Source organism: Pseudomonas huaxiensis, assembly GCF_003231275.1.
Classification (GTDB): Bacteria; Pseudomonadota; Gammaproteobacteria; order Pseudomonadales; family Pseudomonadaceae; genus Aquipseudomonas; species Aquipseudomonas huaxiensis.
The window spans coordinates 1-15,442 of record NZ_QKVL01000030.1 but is presented as its reverse complement, the minus strand read 5'-3'; the positions used below and the strand labels follow the sequence as shown (position 1 = coordinate 15,442).

At 64.1% G+C, this 15,442-nt stretch carries 12 protein-coding genes; 3 read left to right on the top strand and 9 right to left on the bottom strand.

The features are described from left to right. Positions 1-71: 71 nt before the first annotated feature. The 3 genes from DM374_RS24080 to DM374_RS24070 all read right to left on the bottom strand — a co-directional run bounded on the left by DM374_RS24080 (position 72) and on the right by DM374_RS24070 (position 2,548). A complete protein-coding gene (locus DM374_RS24080; RefSeq protein WP_177431599.1) occupies positions 72-1,208 on the bottom strand; it encodes a M14 family metallopeptidase in 1,137 nt (378 codons plus the stop codon). Positions 1,209-1,260: 52 nt separating this feature from the next. Then, on the bottom strand, positions 1,261-1,773 hold the full coding sequence (locus DM374_RS24075; RefSeq protein WP_110972121.1) for a sigma factor-like helix-turn-helix DNA-binding protein: 513 nt from the start codon (positions 1,771-1,773) through the stop codon (positions 1,261-1,263). A gap of 436 nt (positions 1,774-2,209) precedes the next feature. Continuing rightward, positions 2,210-2,548 carry a DUF6124 family protein gene (locus tag DM374_RS24070; RefSeq protein WP_110972120.1) on the bottom strand — a complete coding sequence of 113 codons (339 nt, stop codon included), beginning with the start codon at positions 2,546-2,548 and terminating at the stop codon, positions 2,210-2,212. 125 nt (positions 2,549-2,673) lie between these two features. Between DM374_RS24070 and DM374_RS24065 the strand changes: the two genes are divergently transcribed. Further along, entirely contained in the window at positions 2,674-3,288 is a 615-nt protein-coding gene (locus tag DM374_RS24065; protein ID WP_110972119.1) for a LexA family protein, read from the top strand. A gap of 63 nt (positions 3,289-3,351) precedes the next feature. Here the strand turns inward: DM374_RS24065 and DM374_RS24060 are convergent, their stop codons facing one another. From DM374_RS24060 to DM374_RS24045, 4 genes are all read right to left on the bottom strand, one after another. After that, positions 3,352-5,313 carry an acetyl/propionyl/methylcrotonyl-CoA carboxylase subunit alpha gene (locus DM374_RS24060; protein ID WP_110972118.1) on the bottom strand — a complete coding sequence of 654 codons (1,962 nt, stop codon included), beginning with the start codon at positions 5,311-5,313 and terminating at the stop codon, positions 3,352-3,354. Then, a complete protein-coding gene (locus tag DM374_RS24055) occupies positions 5,310-6,128 on the bottom strand; it encodes a gamma-carboxygeranoyl-CoA hydratase (protein ID WP_110972117.1) in 819 nt (272 codons plus the stop codon). The genes DM374_RS24060 and DM374_RS24055 overlap by 4 nt, the downstream gene beginning before the upstream one ends. A 3-nt stretch (positions 6,129-6,131) precedes the next feature. After that, on the bottom strand, positions 6,132-7,736 hold the full coding sequence (locus DM374_RS24050; RefSeq protein ID WP_110972116.1) for a carboxyl transferase domain-containing protein: 1,605 nt from the start codon (positions 7,734-7,736) through the stop codon (positions 6,132-6,134). 105 nt (positions 7,737-7,841) lie between these two features. Then, on the bottom strand, positions 7,842-9,005 hold the full coding sequence (locus tag DM374_RS24045) for an isovaleryl-CoA dehydrogenase (RefSeq protein ID WP_110972115.1): 1,164 nt from the start codon (positions 9,003-9,005) through the stop codon (positions 7,842-7,844). 183 nt (positions 9,006-9,188) lie between these two features. Between DM374_RS24045 and DM374_RS24040 the strand changes: the two genes are divergently transcribed. Further along, complete coding sequence (locus tag DM374_RS24040; protein ID WP_110972114.1) at positions 9,189-10,859, top strand: AMP-binding protein; 1,671 nt, start codon at positions 9,189-9,191, stop codon at positions 10,857-10,859. Positions 10,860-10,905: 46 nt separating this feature from the next. Here DM374_RS24040 and DM374_RS24035 read toward each other — a convergent pair whose 3' ends face one another. Both DM374_RS24035 and DM374_RS24030 read right to left on the bottom strand, forming a co-directional pair. Continuing rightward, entirely contained in the window at positions 10,906-12,210 is a 1,305-nt protein-coding gene (locus DM374_RS24035; protein WP_404821372.1) for an NtaA/DmoA family FMN-dependent monooxygenase, read from the bottom strand. Between the two features lie 78 nt (positions 12,211-12,288). Then, on the bottom strand, positions 12,289-14,379 hold the full coding sequence (locus DM374_RS24030) for a TonB-dependent receptor (RefSeq protein WP_225422573.1): 2,091 nt from the start codon (positions 14,377-14,379) through the stop codon (positions 12,289-12,291). Between the two features lie 283 nt (positions 14,380-14,662). Here DM374_RS24030 and DM374_RS24025 point away from each other — a divergent pair, with 283 nt between their 5' ends. Then, positions 14,663-15,433 carry an IclR family transcriptional regulator gene (locus DM374_RS24025; protein ID WP_110972180.1) on the top strand — a complete coding sequence of 257 codons (771 nt, stop codon included), beginning with the start codon at positions 14,663-14,665 and terminating at the stop codon, positions 15,431-15,433. Positions 15,434-15,442 lie beyond the last annotated feature (9 nt).

The window sequence follows — 15,442 nt, the reverse complement described above, 5'->3', positions numbered from 1 at the left end:
GGGCAGCCCTTGTCCAGTTCAGGCTCCGTGGTTGGCCAGAGAACCCGGGAGTCGGTCGTCGGGGGGCTGAATCAGCGCAACTCGCCAACCAGTTCCCCGATGCAGTCCAGCACCGAGCTTGCCAGCTCGCGTGAGCGCTTGCCCGACCAGCCGGTCAGCGCATCCGGTGCGTCGTCGTGGTCCTTGAACGGCATCTCCAGGGTCAGCGACAGGCAATCATGGGCCTGGCCAACGGCGTTGCAGGCCAGGGTCAGGTTGGCCTCGCCGGGGGCGCTGCGCGGGTAGCCGTGGACGTCCTGGAAGTCGCGGGTCAGCCCACACAAGGTTTGGCGGAAACGCGACTCCAGCGCGGCGATGCGCGGGGTGTAGCCGGGATTGCCTTCGCAGGCAGCGGTGAAGACGTGGGGAATTTCTTCGTCACCGTGCACATCAAGGAACAGGTCGACACCCAGCAGCTTCATTTGCTGCTGGGCGAACAGCACTTCCGGGGTCTGCTCGATGCTGGCGTCCTGCCAGGCACGGTTGAGGTCACGGCCCTTGGCGTTGGTGCGCAAGTGGCCGTGGAAGGCGCCATCGGGGTTCATGTTCGGGATCAGGTAGAGGTCGGCGGCGGCCAGCAGGGCTTGCAGCGTGGCGTCGTTACGCTCCAGACGCTCGATGACGCCCTCCATGAACCATTCGGCCATGTGTTCGCCCGGATGCTGCTGCGCGATGATCCACACCTTGCGCTTGCCGGCGGCGCCGTCACCGGCCCGCAGCAATGGAATGTCACGGCCTTCGACGCTGCGGCCGGTGGCCAGCAGCGTGACGTTGGCCAGGCGGGTGGCGCGTTCGATCAATTGGTTATGCCGGGCGCGGGAGTAGGGCTCGAAGTAGGCGAACCAGGCCTGGGGTTCGCTCGCCTGCAGGCTGAAGTGCAGGGCCTTGCCGTCGAAGTGTGACGGGACGCGGAACCAGTTCTGCTGGTCATACGAAGCGACGGCCTGATAGCCGTCCCAGGCTTTGTTGTAGGAGGACTCGCCAGCGTTCTCCAGGACGAACGTGTGGGACTGTCCTGGCGTCAGGCCGCTGGCCTTGAAGTGGAACCACTGGAAATGCGCGCTGCTGGTGTCGTTACGGATCGCCAGGCGGACCTGCAAGGGATTGCTGGCATCCCGTACCAGGATATTGCCGGAATCGAAGTCGCAGTCGATGCTCAGTGCAGTCATTGCCAGGTTCCTGTGTAGAGTCATGGAGGCCCATTACTCTACACAACCCGGATCAGGACCAGAAACCCAACGCCAGCAGTGCGGCCAGTCCCAGACTCATGGCCACGGTGCAACCGCCGAGGGAAAACGCTGCGCGACCTTGCCGGTACCACTGGTTTTCGCCCAGCAGACGGGCAGGGGCGAGCAGGGTGCGCCAGCGCAGTTCGGTGGCATGGAAGGCGGCCAGGTGCTCCGGCGCGGCGTCAAGCCAGCGGCGGAAGTCGATGCGCTCGCTGGCGGTGACCTGCGGGCTCTGCAAACGCACGTACCACTGGCCTGCGCTGCGGGCGATGGCGCAAGGCGCGGGCAGGGTGCATTGCAGGACCTGGTTCATGTGCCGTTCGACGCTGGTGTCGGAGAGGTCCAGGCGACGGGCAATATCAGCGTAGGAAAGTTGATCGAGGCGGTTCAGCAAGAACACCTGCTGTACCCGGCGTGGCAGCTTTTTCAGGCAGTGCAGCAACGCCAGTTCCGCGGGATCGGCACACTCGGCGTGATGGTCCAGAGGCAGCAACAGACGGGTCATATTCAAGCTCCTTGCTGGAAAAACGGAGGAGGCGGGGATGGGGGCATCGTCCTTGACGCGGGTACGAGCTTAATCGTAACGAGATTGATTCTCAAGTGCTAAATTCCGCAAAGCGCGGCTTCGGGGTTACATCCTGAGACATTCCTTTGATATCATCGCCACATTCAGTAACACACCGCCTTCATTAGCCTGAAGAGCCAAAAAAAAGACCCGGCAAAAAGCCGGGTCAAAAACCGTGATTAGCCTGATGAGGAGATAATCTGAGAGTCCGACCTAAGGGCTTTCAGTTTATCCAACCGGTCTCGCGACCAGTTGTGAGCAATAATAATCGTTCTCATTTTCAAGTCAAATGAATTTTCTGTAATCCTGCGAAATTCTTTCTCCCCGTTTGCATCCCCCAGGCTTTACGGGCCTTTCCCGTTGTTTTCTCCTTCTCTCAGCATGGCGCTTGCGCCTCGCACTCCTCATTCCTAGCGGCCTGACTCAGGCTGTGTTCCAGCATCGTGCGCGCGAGATTGACCAGGTGCATCACCGTGAGCATTTGTTCCCGGGCCTTGCCTTGCAGGCGCGGGGCGGCGTCCGAAGCGCTGGTCGAGGCGCAGCGCAGTAGCCAGGTCGCCTGTTCACTGGCCGCTTCTGGTGACAGGTCATGGCGGGCTACCACCAGTTGCATGTCATTCAGTTCTGTCGCGGGCTGCGGCTCGGGATTCAGGTAGAAATCGAGGGCGCGGCGCGCTGCCTCGCTGTCCAGATAGGTGAGAGAGGGCGCACTCATGGGGTGATCTTTCCTTGAGAGTAGGGTGGTAAATCGCAATATAGTACTCATTGTATTTTTATCAGGATTTTAAATACTACAATTTGTGTATTGAGCGGCCAGAGACAGTCCGTATCGTGCCTGCGATGGAAAAATGGATTGATCTGGTCAAGACCAGAATGCGTGTACTGAACCTCACGCAAGAACAGCTCGCCGAGCGCCTCGGGGTCACCCAGGGTGCCGTTGGCCACTGGTTACGTGGCAAGCGGCGCATCTCTCTCGAACGCATGAACAAGATGTTGGTAGCGCTCGAACTCGAAATGGAAATGGGCGCCACCTACCTCGCTGAAGAAGCGGCCTCCTATGACTTGCCCGCGACATACCGCTATCCGCTGTCGGATTGGCAGCGGCTGGGGTCATTGGAAGGGGACGATGCGGCGACCGACAGCGGTGAAGTCACCGAATACAGGGCGTTGGGCGAGGCCTACTGGCTGCAAGTCGAAGGCGACGCGATGACGGCGCCGTCGGGCATGAGCATCGCGGCGGGCATGCTGATCCTGGTGGACAGCGGCGTCGAGGTGCAGGTGGGCAAGCTGGTGATCGCCCATCTGCCGGACAGTCCGCATGCGATCTTCCGCCAACTGGTGCAGGAAGGCGGGCAACGCTTTCTCAAGCCGCTGAATCCGACTTACCCGATGATGCTCTGCAGCGACGACTGCGAGCTGGTCGGCGTAGTGGTACGCGCCAGCCTCAAGCTCTGATCCTGAAAAACACAACGGCGCCACCCGCCTTGGGCGAGGGCGCCGTTGTTGCCGGCGGGCCCGTCAGCCTGCGACTTCCTCCAGCGCTACCAGCACGCTGCCTTCACTGACCATCTCGCCTTCCTGGCAATACAGTGCTGCCACGGTACCCGCATGCGGCGCGCGGATGCTGTGTTCCATCTTCATGGCTTCCAGCACCACCAGTTGCGTGCCGGCTTCCACCACCTGACCCGGTTCCACCAATACCCGCACGATGCTGCCATTCATCGGCGCTGTCAGGCCGCCTTGATGAGTGTGGCTGGCCTCGGCTTCAGCAATCGGGTCGTAGGCGGTGACCGTGTGCAACTCGCCGTTCCAGCGCAGGTACAGGGCATCGCCACGACGGATCGCCAGGTGCTGACGGCGTAGCCCATCGTTATCGACCCGCAGTTGTTCGCCATCGAGCTGGAAGGTGGACGCGGCCTGGCGGTCGAGGCTCAGCGCCTGCTGCTCGCCATTGCAGCTCAAGTGCAGGCTGATATGCGCCGGAACCCCGGCACGCAAGCCCTGGCGGGAGGACCATGGCGAATGTGGATCATCGCCGCGCACGCTGTTCGGCATGCTCTGCAGGAAGCCTTCCGCTGCCGCCTGCCAAAAGCTCGTGGGCAGCGCGCCCGGGGTCGGCAGCAGGTCATCGTGGTAACGCGGGATGAAGCCGGTATCCAGTTCGGCAGCGGCGAACGCTGGATGGGCGAGGATGCGCCGCAGGAAGGTGATGTTGGCCTTCACCCCACCAATGGCGAACTCATCGAGCATCGCCAGCAAGCGCAGGCGAGCTTGTTCGCGGTCTTCGCCCCAGGCGATCAGCTTGCCCAGCATCGGGTCGTAGAACGACGAAACCTGATCACCCTCGCTAACCCCGCTGTCCACCCGGCGCCCCGCACCCGGTGCGCTTTCGCGGTACAGCGCCAGGGTGCCGGTGGCCGGCAGGAAATCGTTGGCCGGGTCTTCCGCGTACAGCCGCACTTCGATGGCGTGGCCAATGAGTGGCACCTGTTCCTGGCTGATCGGCAGCGCCTCGCCGCGGGCAACGCGGATCTGCCAGGCGACCAGATCAAGGCCGGTGATAGCTTCGGTGACCGGGTGTTCCACCTGCAGGCGGGTGTTCATCTCCATAAAGAAGAATTCGCCGCGTGCGTCCAGCAGGAACTCCACGGTGCCAGCGCCAACATAGCCGATGGCCTGGGCCGCGCAGACCGCTGCTTCGCCCATGGCCCGACGCAGTTCCACGCTCAGCCCCGGGGCCGGCGCTTCCTCGACCACTTTCTGGTGGCGGCGCTGGATCGAGCAGTCACGCTCATTGAGGTACAGGCAGTTGCCGTGCTGGTCGGCGAACACCTGGATTTCCACGTGACGCGGCTTGAGCACGTACTTCTCGACCAGCATCCGCGCATCGCCGAACGACGACAACGCTTCCCGCTGGGCCGAGGCCAGGGCTTCGGCCAGTTGGCTTTCCTGTTCGACGACTTTCATGCCCTTGCCGCCGCCGCCGGCCGTGGCCTTGAGCAGCACCGGGTAGCCGATGTGCTCGGCGGCGGCGCGGAAGGTTTCCAGGTCCTGGGCTTCGCCGTGGTAGCCGGGCACCAGAGGCACGCCGGCGGTTTCCATCAGCGCCTTGGCCGCAGATTTGCTGCCCATCGCCTCGATGGCGCTGGCCGGTGGGCCGAGGAAGATCAGCCCGGCCTGTTCGATGGCCTTGGCGAAACCGGCGTTTTCCGAGAGGAAACCATAGCCGGGGTGGATCGCCTGGGCGCCGCTGGCCTTGGCCGCAGCGATCAGTTTGTCGATGACCAGGTAGCTTTCCGCCGCTTTGCTGCCGCCCAGGTCAACGCGGATGTCGGCCTCGCGGCTGTGGCGCGCTTCGCGGTCGACCGCGCTGTGCACGGCGACGGTGGTCAAACCCAGGGACTTGGCGGTGCGCATTACCCGGCAGGCGATCTCGCCACGGTTGGCGACCAGCAGGGTGGTCAGCTCGGGACGGCTCATGGGCGTGGCTCCTTGTGGGTCGGTTCGGCCTGCCAGGCTGGCGTGCGTTTTTCCAGGAAGGCGCGCAGGCCTTCCTGTCCTTCGGGGCTGACGCGGATGCGGGCGATGGCGTTCTCGCAGTAGCGGCGCAGGGATGGGGTCAGTTCGCCGGAGCCGACTTCACGCAGCAACTCCTTGCTGGCGCGCATGGCTTGCGGGCTGTTGAGCAGCAGGTTGGCGACCCAGTCTTCGACCCGAGCGTCCAGTTCCGCTGCCGGGTAGCTTTCCGCCAGCAGGCCCAGCTCACGAGCGCGGATGCCGCTGAAGCGCTCGGCGGTGAGAGCGTAGCGGCGCGCGGCGCGCTCGCCCATGGCCTGGACCACGAACGGGCTGATCACCGCAGGCGCGAGGCCGATGCGCACTTCCGAGAGGCACAGTTGCGCATCGTCGGCACCGATGGCCATGTCACAGCAACTGATCAGTCCCACTGCACCACCGAAGGCTGCGCCCTGAACCACCGCCAGGGTCGGCAGCTTGAGCCTCGCCAGGTTGTACATCAGTTCCGCCAGTTCGCGGGAGTCGTCAAGGTTGCTCTGGTAGTCGAGTGCCGCGCTCTGCTGCATCCAGGCCAGGTCGGCGCCGGCGCTGAAGTGCCGGCCACGGCCGCGCAGCACGACGAAGCGCAGGCTGGTGTCGGTCGCGAGCTGGTCGATGGCGATGATCAGTTCGCGGATCATCTGCGCGTTGAACGCGTTGTTCTTGTCTTCCCGGCTCAGCCACAGGGTGGCGAAGCCGCGGGGATCCTTGATCAGTTCGAGGGTGCTGAAGTCGGTCATCGGTCACATCCGGAAAATGCCGAAGCGGGTGGATTCGATCGGCGCGTTGAGCGCGGCGGACAGGGCCAGGCCGAGGATGTCGCGGGTCTGCGCCGGGTCGATGACGCCGTCGTCCCAGAGCCGGGCGCTGGAGTAGTAGGGGTGGCCCTGGTGCTCGTACTGATCGAGGATCGGTTGTTTCAGGCGTGCTTCGTCGTCGGCGCTGAACGGCTGGCCGCTGCGCTCGCTTTGTTCACGCTTGACCTGGGCCAGCACGCCGGCGGCCTGTTCGGCGCCCATCACGCCAATCCGCGCGTTGGGCCACATCCACAGGAAGCGCGGGTCGTAGGCGCGGCCGCACATGCCGTAGTTGCCGGCGCCGAAACTGCCGCCGATGATCACGGTGAACTTCGGTACTTTGGCGCAGGCCACCGCGGTGACCAGCTTGGCGCCGTGCTTGGCGATGCCGCCGGCTTCGTATTTCTGACCGACCATGAAACCGGTGATGTTCTGCAGGAACAGCAGCGGGATGCCGCGCTGGCAGGCCAGTTCGATGAAGTGCGCGCCTTTCTGCGCGGCTTCGGCGAAGAGGATGCCGTTGTTGGCGAGGATGGCGATGGGGTAGCCGTGCAGGTGGGCGAAGCCGCAGACCAGGGTGGTGCCGAACAGTGCCTTGAATTCATCGAACACCGAACCGTCCACCAGCCGGGCGATGATTTCGCGCACGTCGAACGGTTGCTTGGCGTCGGCCGGGACCACGCCGTACAACTCGTCGGCAGCGTACTGCGGAGCGATCGGCGTGCGCAGTTGCAGCTCGCCCTGTTTGTGCCAGTTGAGGTTGGCCACGCAGCGGCGGGCGATGGCCAGGGCGTGCTCGTCGTTGTCGGCGTAGTGGTCGGCGACGCCGCTGGTCTTGCAGTGCACGTCAGCGCCGCCGAGGTCTTCGGCGCTGACCACTTCACCGGTGGCGGCTTTCACCAGCGGTGGGCCGGCGAGGAAGATGGTGGCTTGCTGGCGGACCATGATGGTCTCGTCGGACATCGCCGGCACATAGGCGCCGCCGGCGGTGCACGAGCCCATCACCACGGCGATCTGCGGGATGCCCAGGGCGCTCATGTTGGCCTGGTTGAAGAAGATCCGGCCAAAGTGCTCGCGGTCGGGGAACACTTCATCCTGGCGCGGCAGGTTGGCGCCGCCGGAGTCCACCAGATACAGGCAGGGCAGTCGGTTCTGTTGGGCAATGGCCTGGGCGCGCAGGTGTTTTTTCACGGTCAGCGGATAGTAGGAGCCGCCTTTCACCGTGGCGTCGTTCGCCACGATCATGCACTCCACGCCTTCCACCCGACCGATGCCGGCGATCACCCCGGCGGCCGGGACGTCTTCGCCGTACACCTCATGGGCGGCCAACTGGCCGATTTCCAGGAAGGGGGAGCCCGGATCGAGCAGGCGGTCGATACGCTCGCGGGGCAGCAATTTGCCGCGCGAGGTGTGGCGTTCCTGGGCCTTGGCGCCGCCGCCCTGATGGACCTGGGCGAGCAACGTGCGCAGCGCATTGACCTGCTCCAGCATGGCGGCGCTGTTGATGGCGAACTCTGGGGCGCGGGGGTTCAACTGAGACTTCAGAATCATCGGAGGTCCTTGGCAGCTTCAAGCGGCAAGCTTCAAGCTGCAAGAAGGGTACGGGAGGCAAGCTGCTTTTACTTGCAGCTTGCCGCTAGAAACTTGCGGCTGCCCCTAGCGCGTCTCGTTGAACAGTTCGCGACCGATCAGCATGCGGCGGATTTCGCTGGTGCCGGCGCCGATTTCGTACAGCTTGGCGTCACGCAGCAGACGGCCTGCCGGGAACTCGTTGATGTAGCCATTGCCGCCGAGGATCTGGATCGCTTCGAGGGCCATCTGGGTGGCGCGTTCGGCGGTGTAGAGAATCACCCCGGCGGCGTCCTTGCGGGTGGTCTCGCCGCGGTCGCAGGCCTGGGCCACCGCGTACAGATAGGCGCGGCTGGCGTTGAGCTGGGTGTACATGTCGGCGATCTTGCCCTGGATCAACTGGAACTCGCCGATGCTCTGGCCGAACTGCTTGCGGTCGTGGATATACGGCACCACCAGGTCCATGCACGACTGCATGATACCGGTCGGGCCGCCGGAGAGGACCACACGCTCGTAGTCGAGGCCGCTCATCAGGACTTTCACGCCGCCATTCAGCGCGCCGAGGATGTTTTCTTCCGGCACTTCGACGTTGTCGAAGAACAGCTCGCAGGTGTTGGAGCCGCGCATGCCCAGCTTGTCGAACTTGTTGCTGCGGCTGAAGCCGGCCCAGTCACGCTCGACAATAAAGGCGGTGATGCCATGGGCACCCTTTTCCAGGTCGGTCTTGGCGTAGATCACATAGGTGTTGGCGTCGGGGCCGTTGGTGATCCAGGTCTTGCTGCCGTTGAGGACGTAACGGTCGCCGCGTTTCTCGGCGCGCAGCTTCATCGACACCACGTCGGACCCGGCGTTGGGTTCGCTCATGGCCAGGGCACCGATGTGCTCGCCACTGATCAGCTTGGGCAGGTACTTGGTTTTCTGCTCGTGAGTGCCGTTGCGGTTGATCTGGTTGACGCAGAGGTTGGAGTGGGCGCCGTAGGAGAGGGCGACCGAGGCCGAGCCGCGGCTGATTTCTTCCATGGTCACCACGTGGGCCAGGTAGCCCAGGCCGGCGCCGCCGTATTCTTCGCTGACCGTCACGCCCAAGAGGCCCATGTCGCCGAACTTGCGCCACATGTCGGCGGGGAACAGGTTGTCGTGGTCGATCTGTGCGGCACGGGGCGCCAGTTCATTAGCGACGAAGGCCTGTACCTGGTCACGCAGCATGTCGACGGTTTCGCCGAGGGCGAAGTTCAGGGAGGGATAACGCATGCTCTGGCACCTTCTGTTGTTAGTTCTTGTGAGGGGTGTGATCGGGTTCGTCACCTTTACGTTAACGTAAACCTGAGTCCCTTTACTGTCAATCATCACCATGACCTTTACGTTAACGTTAATTTGCGCCAGAGTAGTCCGCGCCCCGATCAGTTCCCAGAACAAACACAAAAAGGGATCGCCATGAATCAACCGAGCTACACCCAGGGTCGTCAGGACAAAGCCTTGCTGGCCATGACCATCGGCCAGGCATTCGACCATACGGTGTCACGTTTCGCCGACCGCGAAGCCCTCGTGGTTCGTCACCAGCACCTGCGCTACACCTGGGCGGATCTTGCCGCCAGCGTCGACCTGCATGCCCGGGCGTTCATGGCCCTGGGCCTGAAGACCGGCGACCGCCTGGGCATCTGGGCACCCAACTGCGCGCAGTGGTGCATCGCCCAGTTCGCCAGCGCCAAGGCCGGGATCATCCTGGTCAACATCAACCCCGCCTACCGCACCAGCGAGCTGGAATACGTGCTTAAACAGTCCGGTTGCCAGTGGCTGATCAGCGCGGGGGCGTTCAAGAGTTCGGATTACCACGGCATGCTCGGCGAACTGCTGCCGGAGCTGCCGCGCGCGGTGCCTGGCCAGTTCAACAGCGAGCGCCTGCCGGACTTGCGCGGGCTGGTCAGTCTGGCGGACGAGCCGCCTGCGGGCTTCCTGCGATGGGGAGCTCTGGCGGAACTGGCCGCGCAGGTCAGCGAGGAAGACTTCCAGGCCCGGCAGCGCAGCCTGCAATTCGACCAGGCGGTAAACATCCAGTACACCTCCGGCACCACCGGCTTCCCCAAGGGCGCGACCCTCAGCCACTACAACATCCTCAACAACGGCTATATGGTCGGCGAAAGCCTGGGGCTCACCGAGCAGGACCGCATGGTGATTCCGGTGCCGCTGTACCACTGCTTCGGCATGGTCATGGGCAACCTGGGCTGCATGACCCACGGCACCACCATGATCTACCCCAACGATGCCTTCGATCCGCTGCTGACCCTGCAAGGCGTTGCCGCTGAGCGCGCCACCGTGTTGTACGGCGTGCCGACCATGTTCATTGCCTTGCTGGACCAGCCGCAGCGCCGGGAATTCGACCTGTCGAGCCTGCGCACCGGGATCATGGCTGGCGCCACCTGCCCGATCGAGGTGATGCGCCACGTCATCAGCGAACTGAACATGAGCGAAGTACAGATCGCCTACGGCATGACCGAGACCAGCCCGGTGTCGCTGCAGACCGGCCCGGATGACGAGCTGGAACTGCGGGTGACCACCGTGGGCCGCACCCAGCCGCAACTGGAGAGCAAGATCATCGACGAGCACGGCTGCGTGGTGCCGCGCGGGCAGATCGGCGAACTGTGCACCCGTGGCTACAGCGTGATGCTCGGCTATTGGGGCAACCCGGCGGCCACCGCCGAAGCCATCGACCCGGCGGGCTGGATGCACACCGGCGACCTGGCGAGCATGGACGAGCAGGGCTACGTGTGCATTGCCGGGCGCAACAAGGACATGATCATTCGCGGCGGCGAGAACATTTATCCGCGCGAGCTGGAAGAGTTCTTCTTCACCCACCCTGCGGTAGCGGACGTGCAGGTCATCGGCATTCCGGATGACCGCTACGGTGAGGAGATCGTCGCCTGGATCAAGTTCCACCCCGGTCACAGCGCGACCGATGTGGAGTTGCAGGCCTGGTGCAAGAGCCGCATTGCCCACTTCAAGACGCCGCGTTTCTTCCGCTTCGTCGAGGAGTTCCCGATGACGGTGACGGGCAAGATCCAGAAGTTCCGCATGCGCGAGATCAGCATCGAGGAACTGCGTCGCTGAAAACGTCTTCGGGGCTGCCGTTCGGCAGCCCCAAGGACGAGCGGTTTCAGTATTCGGTCAGGTGCTCGATGAACGTCGAGCCGCTGTAGCGCTCGCGGAACAATCCCGCCTTCACCAGCTTCGGCACCACCTCATCGAGGAACAGGTGCACCGACTCCACCGAGCCGCCCGGCGCGGCGATAAAACCATCCATGGCCCCGGCCTCGGCCCATTCGGCGATCTGCTCGACGGCATCGTCGACGGTGCCGACCACCTGCCAGTGCGCGGCGGAGATCACTTCCGGGCGCAACAACAACTCATTCACCGTCAGCGATTCGCGCTCGATCAACCGGCGTAGCAGGTTGGTGTGGGTGCGGCTGCTGGTTTTCGCCAGCGGCGGTGGCAGGTCGTCGCGGGTGACCGGGCGGTCCTGCGGCCAGTCGCTGAGGTCCAGTCCGGTCATTTCCTTGATCGAGGCGAATTTGCGCCCGCGATCGAGACGGGCGTGGGTCTGCATGAACAGCGTCCGGGCTTCTTCGCGGGTCGCCGCGAGGTACAGGCTCAGGCCCGGTAGCAGCCGGATGTCTGCGGGCGAGCGGCCATGGCGTTCGGCGCGCTGGGACAGGTCGCGGCGCAGTTCGAGGGCGGCTTCCTTGTCCGGGGTCGGGGCGAACACCAGGTCGGCCACCGAGGCGGCGAAGTCGCGGCCCGATTCCGATGCGCCGGCCTGAACGAACGGAATCCGCGCAGCGGGGAAGGCCGGCACATTGAGCGGCCCCTTGACCTTGAAGTGCTCGCCCTCATGACTGATGGGGCGGATCTGCGCAGTGTCGGCGTAGCGGCCAGCGGCGCGGTCGATCTTCAGCGCTTCATGGGGGAAGCTGCGCCACAGCGCCTGTACCAGCTCGGTGAATTCGCCGGCACGCTGGTAGCGTTCTTCGGCGCCGGGCATCTGCGCCAGGCCGAAATTCTCGTGGCCTTGCAGGGCAGTGACGATGTTCCAGCCGGCGCGGCCGTTGCTGACCCAGTGCAACGATTGCAGTTGCCGGGCGACCACATAGGGCGGGTAGAAGGTGGTCGACACCGTCGATACCAGGCCGATACGCGACGTGGCCTGGGCGACGGCGGCGAGCAGGACGGTTGGGTCGAGGCTGGCGAAGCCGGGGGCGGTTTCCATTATCTCGGTGGTCAGGCAACTGACATCCGGGCGAAACACGAAGTCCAGGTGTACGGCTTCGGCGCGGCGGGCCAGGTCGATGGCGAAATCGGCGCTGAAGACGCCTTCTATATTGCTGTTGTCCTGGCGCCAGCCGTCACCGCTGAGCCAGGTGGGGGCCAGGGACAGGCCGATATGGAGTTTGCGTTGGGTCATCACGGGTTCCTGTGGAGGCGGATTGTTTTGGGCCAGCGTCGCGAAGGACCGCAACGCGGTCCCCGATGGCAATGACGATCAGAACGAACCCTTGACCCCCATCCCGAACATCCGCGGCGTGGTCATGCTCGCTTCGGTGCCGCCGATGCCGCGGTTCTGCTGCATGTAGATCGCGGTGCGGTCATCGAAGACGTTCTTCACGTACCCATACAACTCAACCGCTTTGCTGAACTGAAAGCTCATCCGCGCATCGGCCAGGGTATAGGCGTCCGTGGCGTAGCTCTTGGTGTTGGCGGTGTCGGAATAGTACCCGTCGATCCGTCGTACCTGCGCCGAGACGTTCCACTTGTCGGTGATGTCCCAGCTCGGTCCGAAGCTCAGGGTGTAGCCCGGCGAGCGGGCGAACTCGTTGGCTTCGTAGCTGTTGTTGGCGGAGATCTTGTCGATGCGGGTGCGCAGGGTGCCGGCGCTGGCCTTGAGGGTCAGGTTGTCCAGCACGCGGTAGTCGGCGCTCAGTTCCAGGCCGTAGGCGTGGGCTTTTTCGGCGTTGATGGTGTAGGACTGCGACACGCCGGTGGAGATCACCACCGGGATGTTGTACTGGGCGTCCTTGTGGTCCATGTAGAACAGGTTGCCGCTCAGTTGCAGGCGGTTATCCAGCAGGCTGGCGCGGCTGAACAACTCGTAGTTCCACACCGATTCGTCCTTGAACGCGGTCCAGTTGCGGGTGGTCAGGTTCAGCGCCACGCCGCCCGGGTTGTAGCCGCGGCTGAGCATGCCGCCGACGGTCCAGTCCGGGGTCAGGGCATAGGCCAGGGAGACTTTCGGCAGCAGCGCGGAGAAGGTCTTCTGGTAGTCCAGCGCGGTCGGCGCGAGAACCGAGCGGCCTTCGCGTTCGATGCGGTCTTCCTGGTAACGCAGGCCGGTGCCCAGGGTCCAGCGGTCGTCCAGGCGCCAGCTCAGTTCGCCGAACACGCCGAGGTTTTCCTTGGTGTCGTCGAAGGTCGAGAGACCGCTCAACAGCAGCATTTCATCGGACTTGGTGCGCGCCACGTAGACCCCGGTGGCGCCGCTGACGCTGCTGTCCTGGTCGCCGAAGCTCAGACGGGTTTCGTTGGACAGGTTCTTCTGCTGGATATCGGCGTCGCCGCTGCCGGGGATGCCGGTGTAGCGCTGCACGTGGGACAGCGAGTACTGCGCCTGGTTGAGCAGCTTGAAACCGTTGTCGAAGTCGTAGCTCACGTCCAGCACGCTGGTATTGGTCGACTGCTCCCAGCTCGGCATGGTCGTGGTCGGGTGCTTGAGCTTGTGGTACGGCGCCGCGGCGGCTTCCTGGCTGGGGCGGTTGGAATCGCCGTGGGAGAAGGTGTACTTGGCTTCCAGGCCGGGCAGCGCGCTGGGCAGCCAGAGCAGCTTGGCGCGGGCGTTGAGCGAGCTGAAGTTCTTATCGGCCTTGCCTTTCTGGAAGGCGCTGCTGGTGTAGTCAATGACGGTGTCACGGGCCGAGTGGTCCACCGCCAGGCGCGCGGCCAGTTCGTTTTCCAGCAGCGGGCCGGAGACGGCCAGCGAGGTGCGGTGGGAATCGTAGTTGCCGACTTCGGCCTGGTAGGCCGCTTCCGGGGTGAAGCTTGGGTCCTTGGTGTTGACGATGATCGCGCCGGCGATGGCGTTGGCGCCCTGGGAGGTGGTCTGCGGGCCGCGGAACACTTCGATGCTGTCCAGATCCCAGACCGAGGTCGCGCCGAAGTACATCTCGTTGTAGTTCAGGTAATGGCCGTCGAGGTTGATGGTGGCCCGTGGCACGGTGCCGCCCCAGAACACGTTCTGGCCGTTGTTCGGGCCCTGGCTGTCCATGCCGCGAATCACCGGCGCGCCGACGCTGTCGGTGTAGATCACGTTGGGCACGTCATTGAGCACTTCGGTGACGGTGGAGCTGCCGGTCTTTTCCTTGTCGATCTCGCGCCCGGTCTTCACCGTCACCGACGACGCGGTGTTCTTCAGTTCCCGTTCGATCTTTTCCCCGGTGATGACGATGGGTTCGAAAGTGACGCTGCCGGCGCTGGTGCTGGCGGCCGTTTCCTGGGCCATGGCCGCCGTGGCGCCCAACAGCGTCGAGAGAGTCAGAACACTGAAACCGCGGGCGAGGGTGAGGGGTGAATAGGCCTTCAAGGGATACTCCAAATGAGAATGATTAAGCTTTAGCGGATCGTAGCATGTGGCTATTACGTTCCTCAATAAAGAATTGATTCCACAATGTGGTTTATGCCGGGATCGGATAAGCTCGTTCGCGGCCCCACGCAGGGCTCTGCGCCGCGTTGCCTGATGTGCCGGCCCGCAAAATCGGTATCATGCGTCGCGCCGCCACCCGCCTGCGGCGCTGCACCCCAGCCTGTTGAGAAACAGCCGCGAGACAGCGGCGAGGAGAGGACATTTGAAGTCAGACGAGTCCGTACTGGACGATGCGCCCCAGAATGAAAAGCGCTCCGGCACCATCCAGTCGGTGGCGATCGCCACGCGCTTTCTCAATGTGCTGGCCAGTGCCGAGCGCGAACTGGCCCTCGGCGAAGTCGCCCGGCTCACTGGCACCGGTGGCTCCAGCGCGCACCGTTACCTGCAGAGCCTGGTCAAGGAAGGGCTGGCCCGGCAGGACCCGGCCACCGGTCTTTACGACCTCGGCCCGGCGGCGCTGAGCATCGGCATTGCCGCGCTCAAGCGTGTGGATGCGGTGGAAATTGCTGCGCAACACATGAAGGCCCTGGCTCACCACCAGGCGGCCAGTGGCGGGGTGGCGATCTGGACCGAGCGGGGTCCGACCCTGGTGCGCTGGTACCGCAGCGCGTATTTCTCGGTGAACCCGCTGGCGCTGGGCGACATCCTGCCGCTGGACAACACCGCCTGTGGGTTGGTGTTCCAGGCGTTCCTGCCCAAGTCCACCATCGACGCCGCGCGCAAGCAGCAGCCTGCGCATTTCCGTGGCACGCCGCCGAGCAAGGCCGTGCTGGATGAAGTGCGCGATAGTCGCTGGGCCGAGCTGACCAGCCACTTGCTGTCCAACGTCACCGGCCAGGCTGCGCCGGTGTTCGATGCGCAGGGCGAGATCGTGTGCTGCATGACCACCGTCACCGACCTGGGCCGGCTGAATTCGCCGGAAGACCGGGATGCGTTGTTTCGCGAGGCGAAGCTGGTGAACCAGTCCACCGGTGGGCAGGCTTGGGAAGGCTGAGCGAGGAAT

Excerpts from the sequence above, each read along its gene's own strand:
- DM374_RS24080 (WP_177431599.1), bottom strand. The coding sequence starts at position 1,208 with ATGACTGCACTGAGCATCGACTGCGACTTCGATTCCGGCAATATCCTG.
- DM374_RS24075 (WP_110972121.1), bottom strand. The coding sequence starts at position 1,773 with ATGACCCGTCTGTTGCTGCCTCTGGACCATCACGCCGAGTGTGCCGAT.
- DM374_RS24070 (WP_110972120.1), bottom strand. The coding sequence starts at position 2,548 with ATGAGTGCGCCCTCTCTCACCTATCTGGACAGCGAGGCAGCGCGCCGC.
- DM374_RS24065 (WP_110972119.1), top strand. The coding sequence starts at position 2,674 with ATGGAAAAATGGATTGATCTGGTCAAGACCAGAATGCGTGTACTGAAC.
- DM374_RS24060 (WP_110972118.1), bottom strand. The coding sequence starts at position 5,313 with ATGAGCCGTCCCGAGCTGACCACCCTGCTGGTCGCCAACCGTGGCGAG.
- DM374_RS24055 (WP_110972117.1), bottom strand. The coding sequence starts at position 6,128 with ATGACCGACTTCAGCACCCTCGAACTGATCAAGGATCCCCGCGGCTTC.
- DM374_RS24050 (WP_110972116.1), bottom strand. The coding sequence starts at position 7,736 with ATGATTCTGAAGTCTCAGTTGAACCCCCGCGCCCCAGAGTTCGCCATC.
- DM374_RS24045 (WP_110972115.1), bottom strand. The coding sequence starts at position 9,005 with ATGCGTTATCCCTCCCTGAACTTCGCCCTCGGCGAAACCGTCGACATG.
- DM374_RS24040 (WP_110972114.1), top strand. The coding sequence starts at position 9,189 with ATGAATCAACCGAGCTACACCCAGGGTCGTCAGGACAAAGCCTTGCTG.
- DM374_RS24035 (WP_404821372.1), bottom strand. The coding sequence starts at position 12,210 with ATGACCCAACGCAAACTCCATATCGGCCTGTCCCTGGCCCCCACCTGG.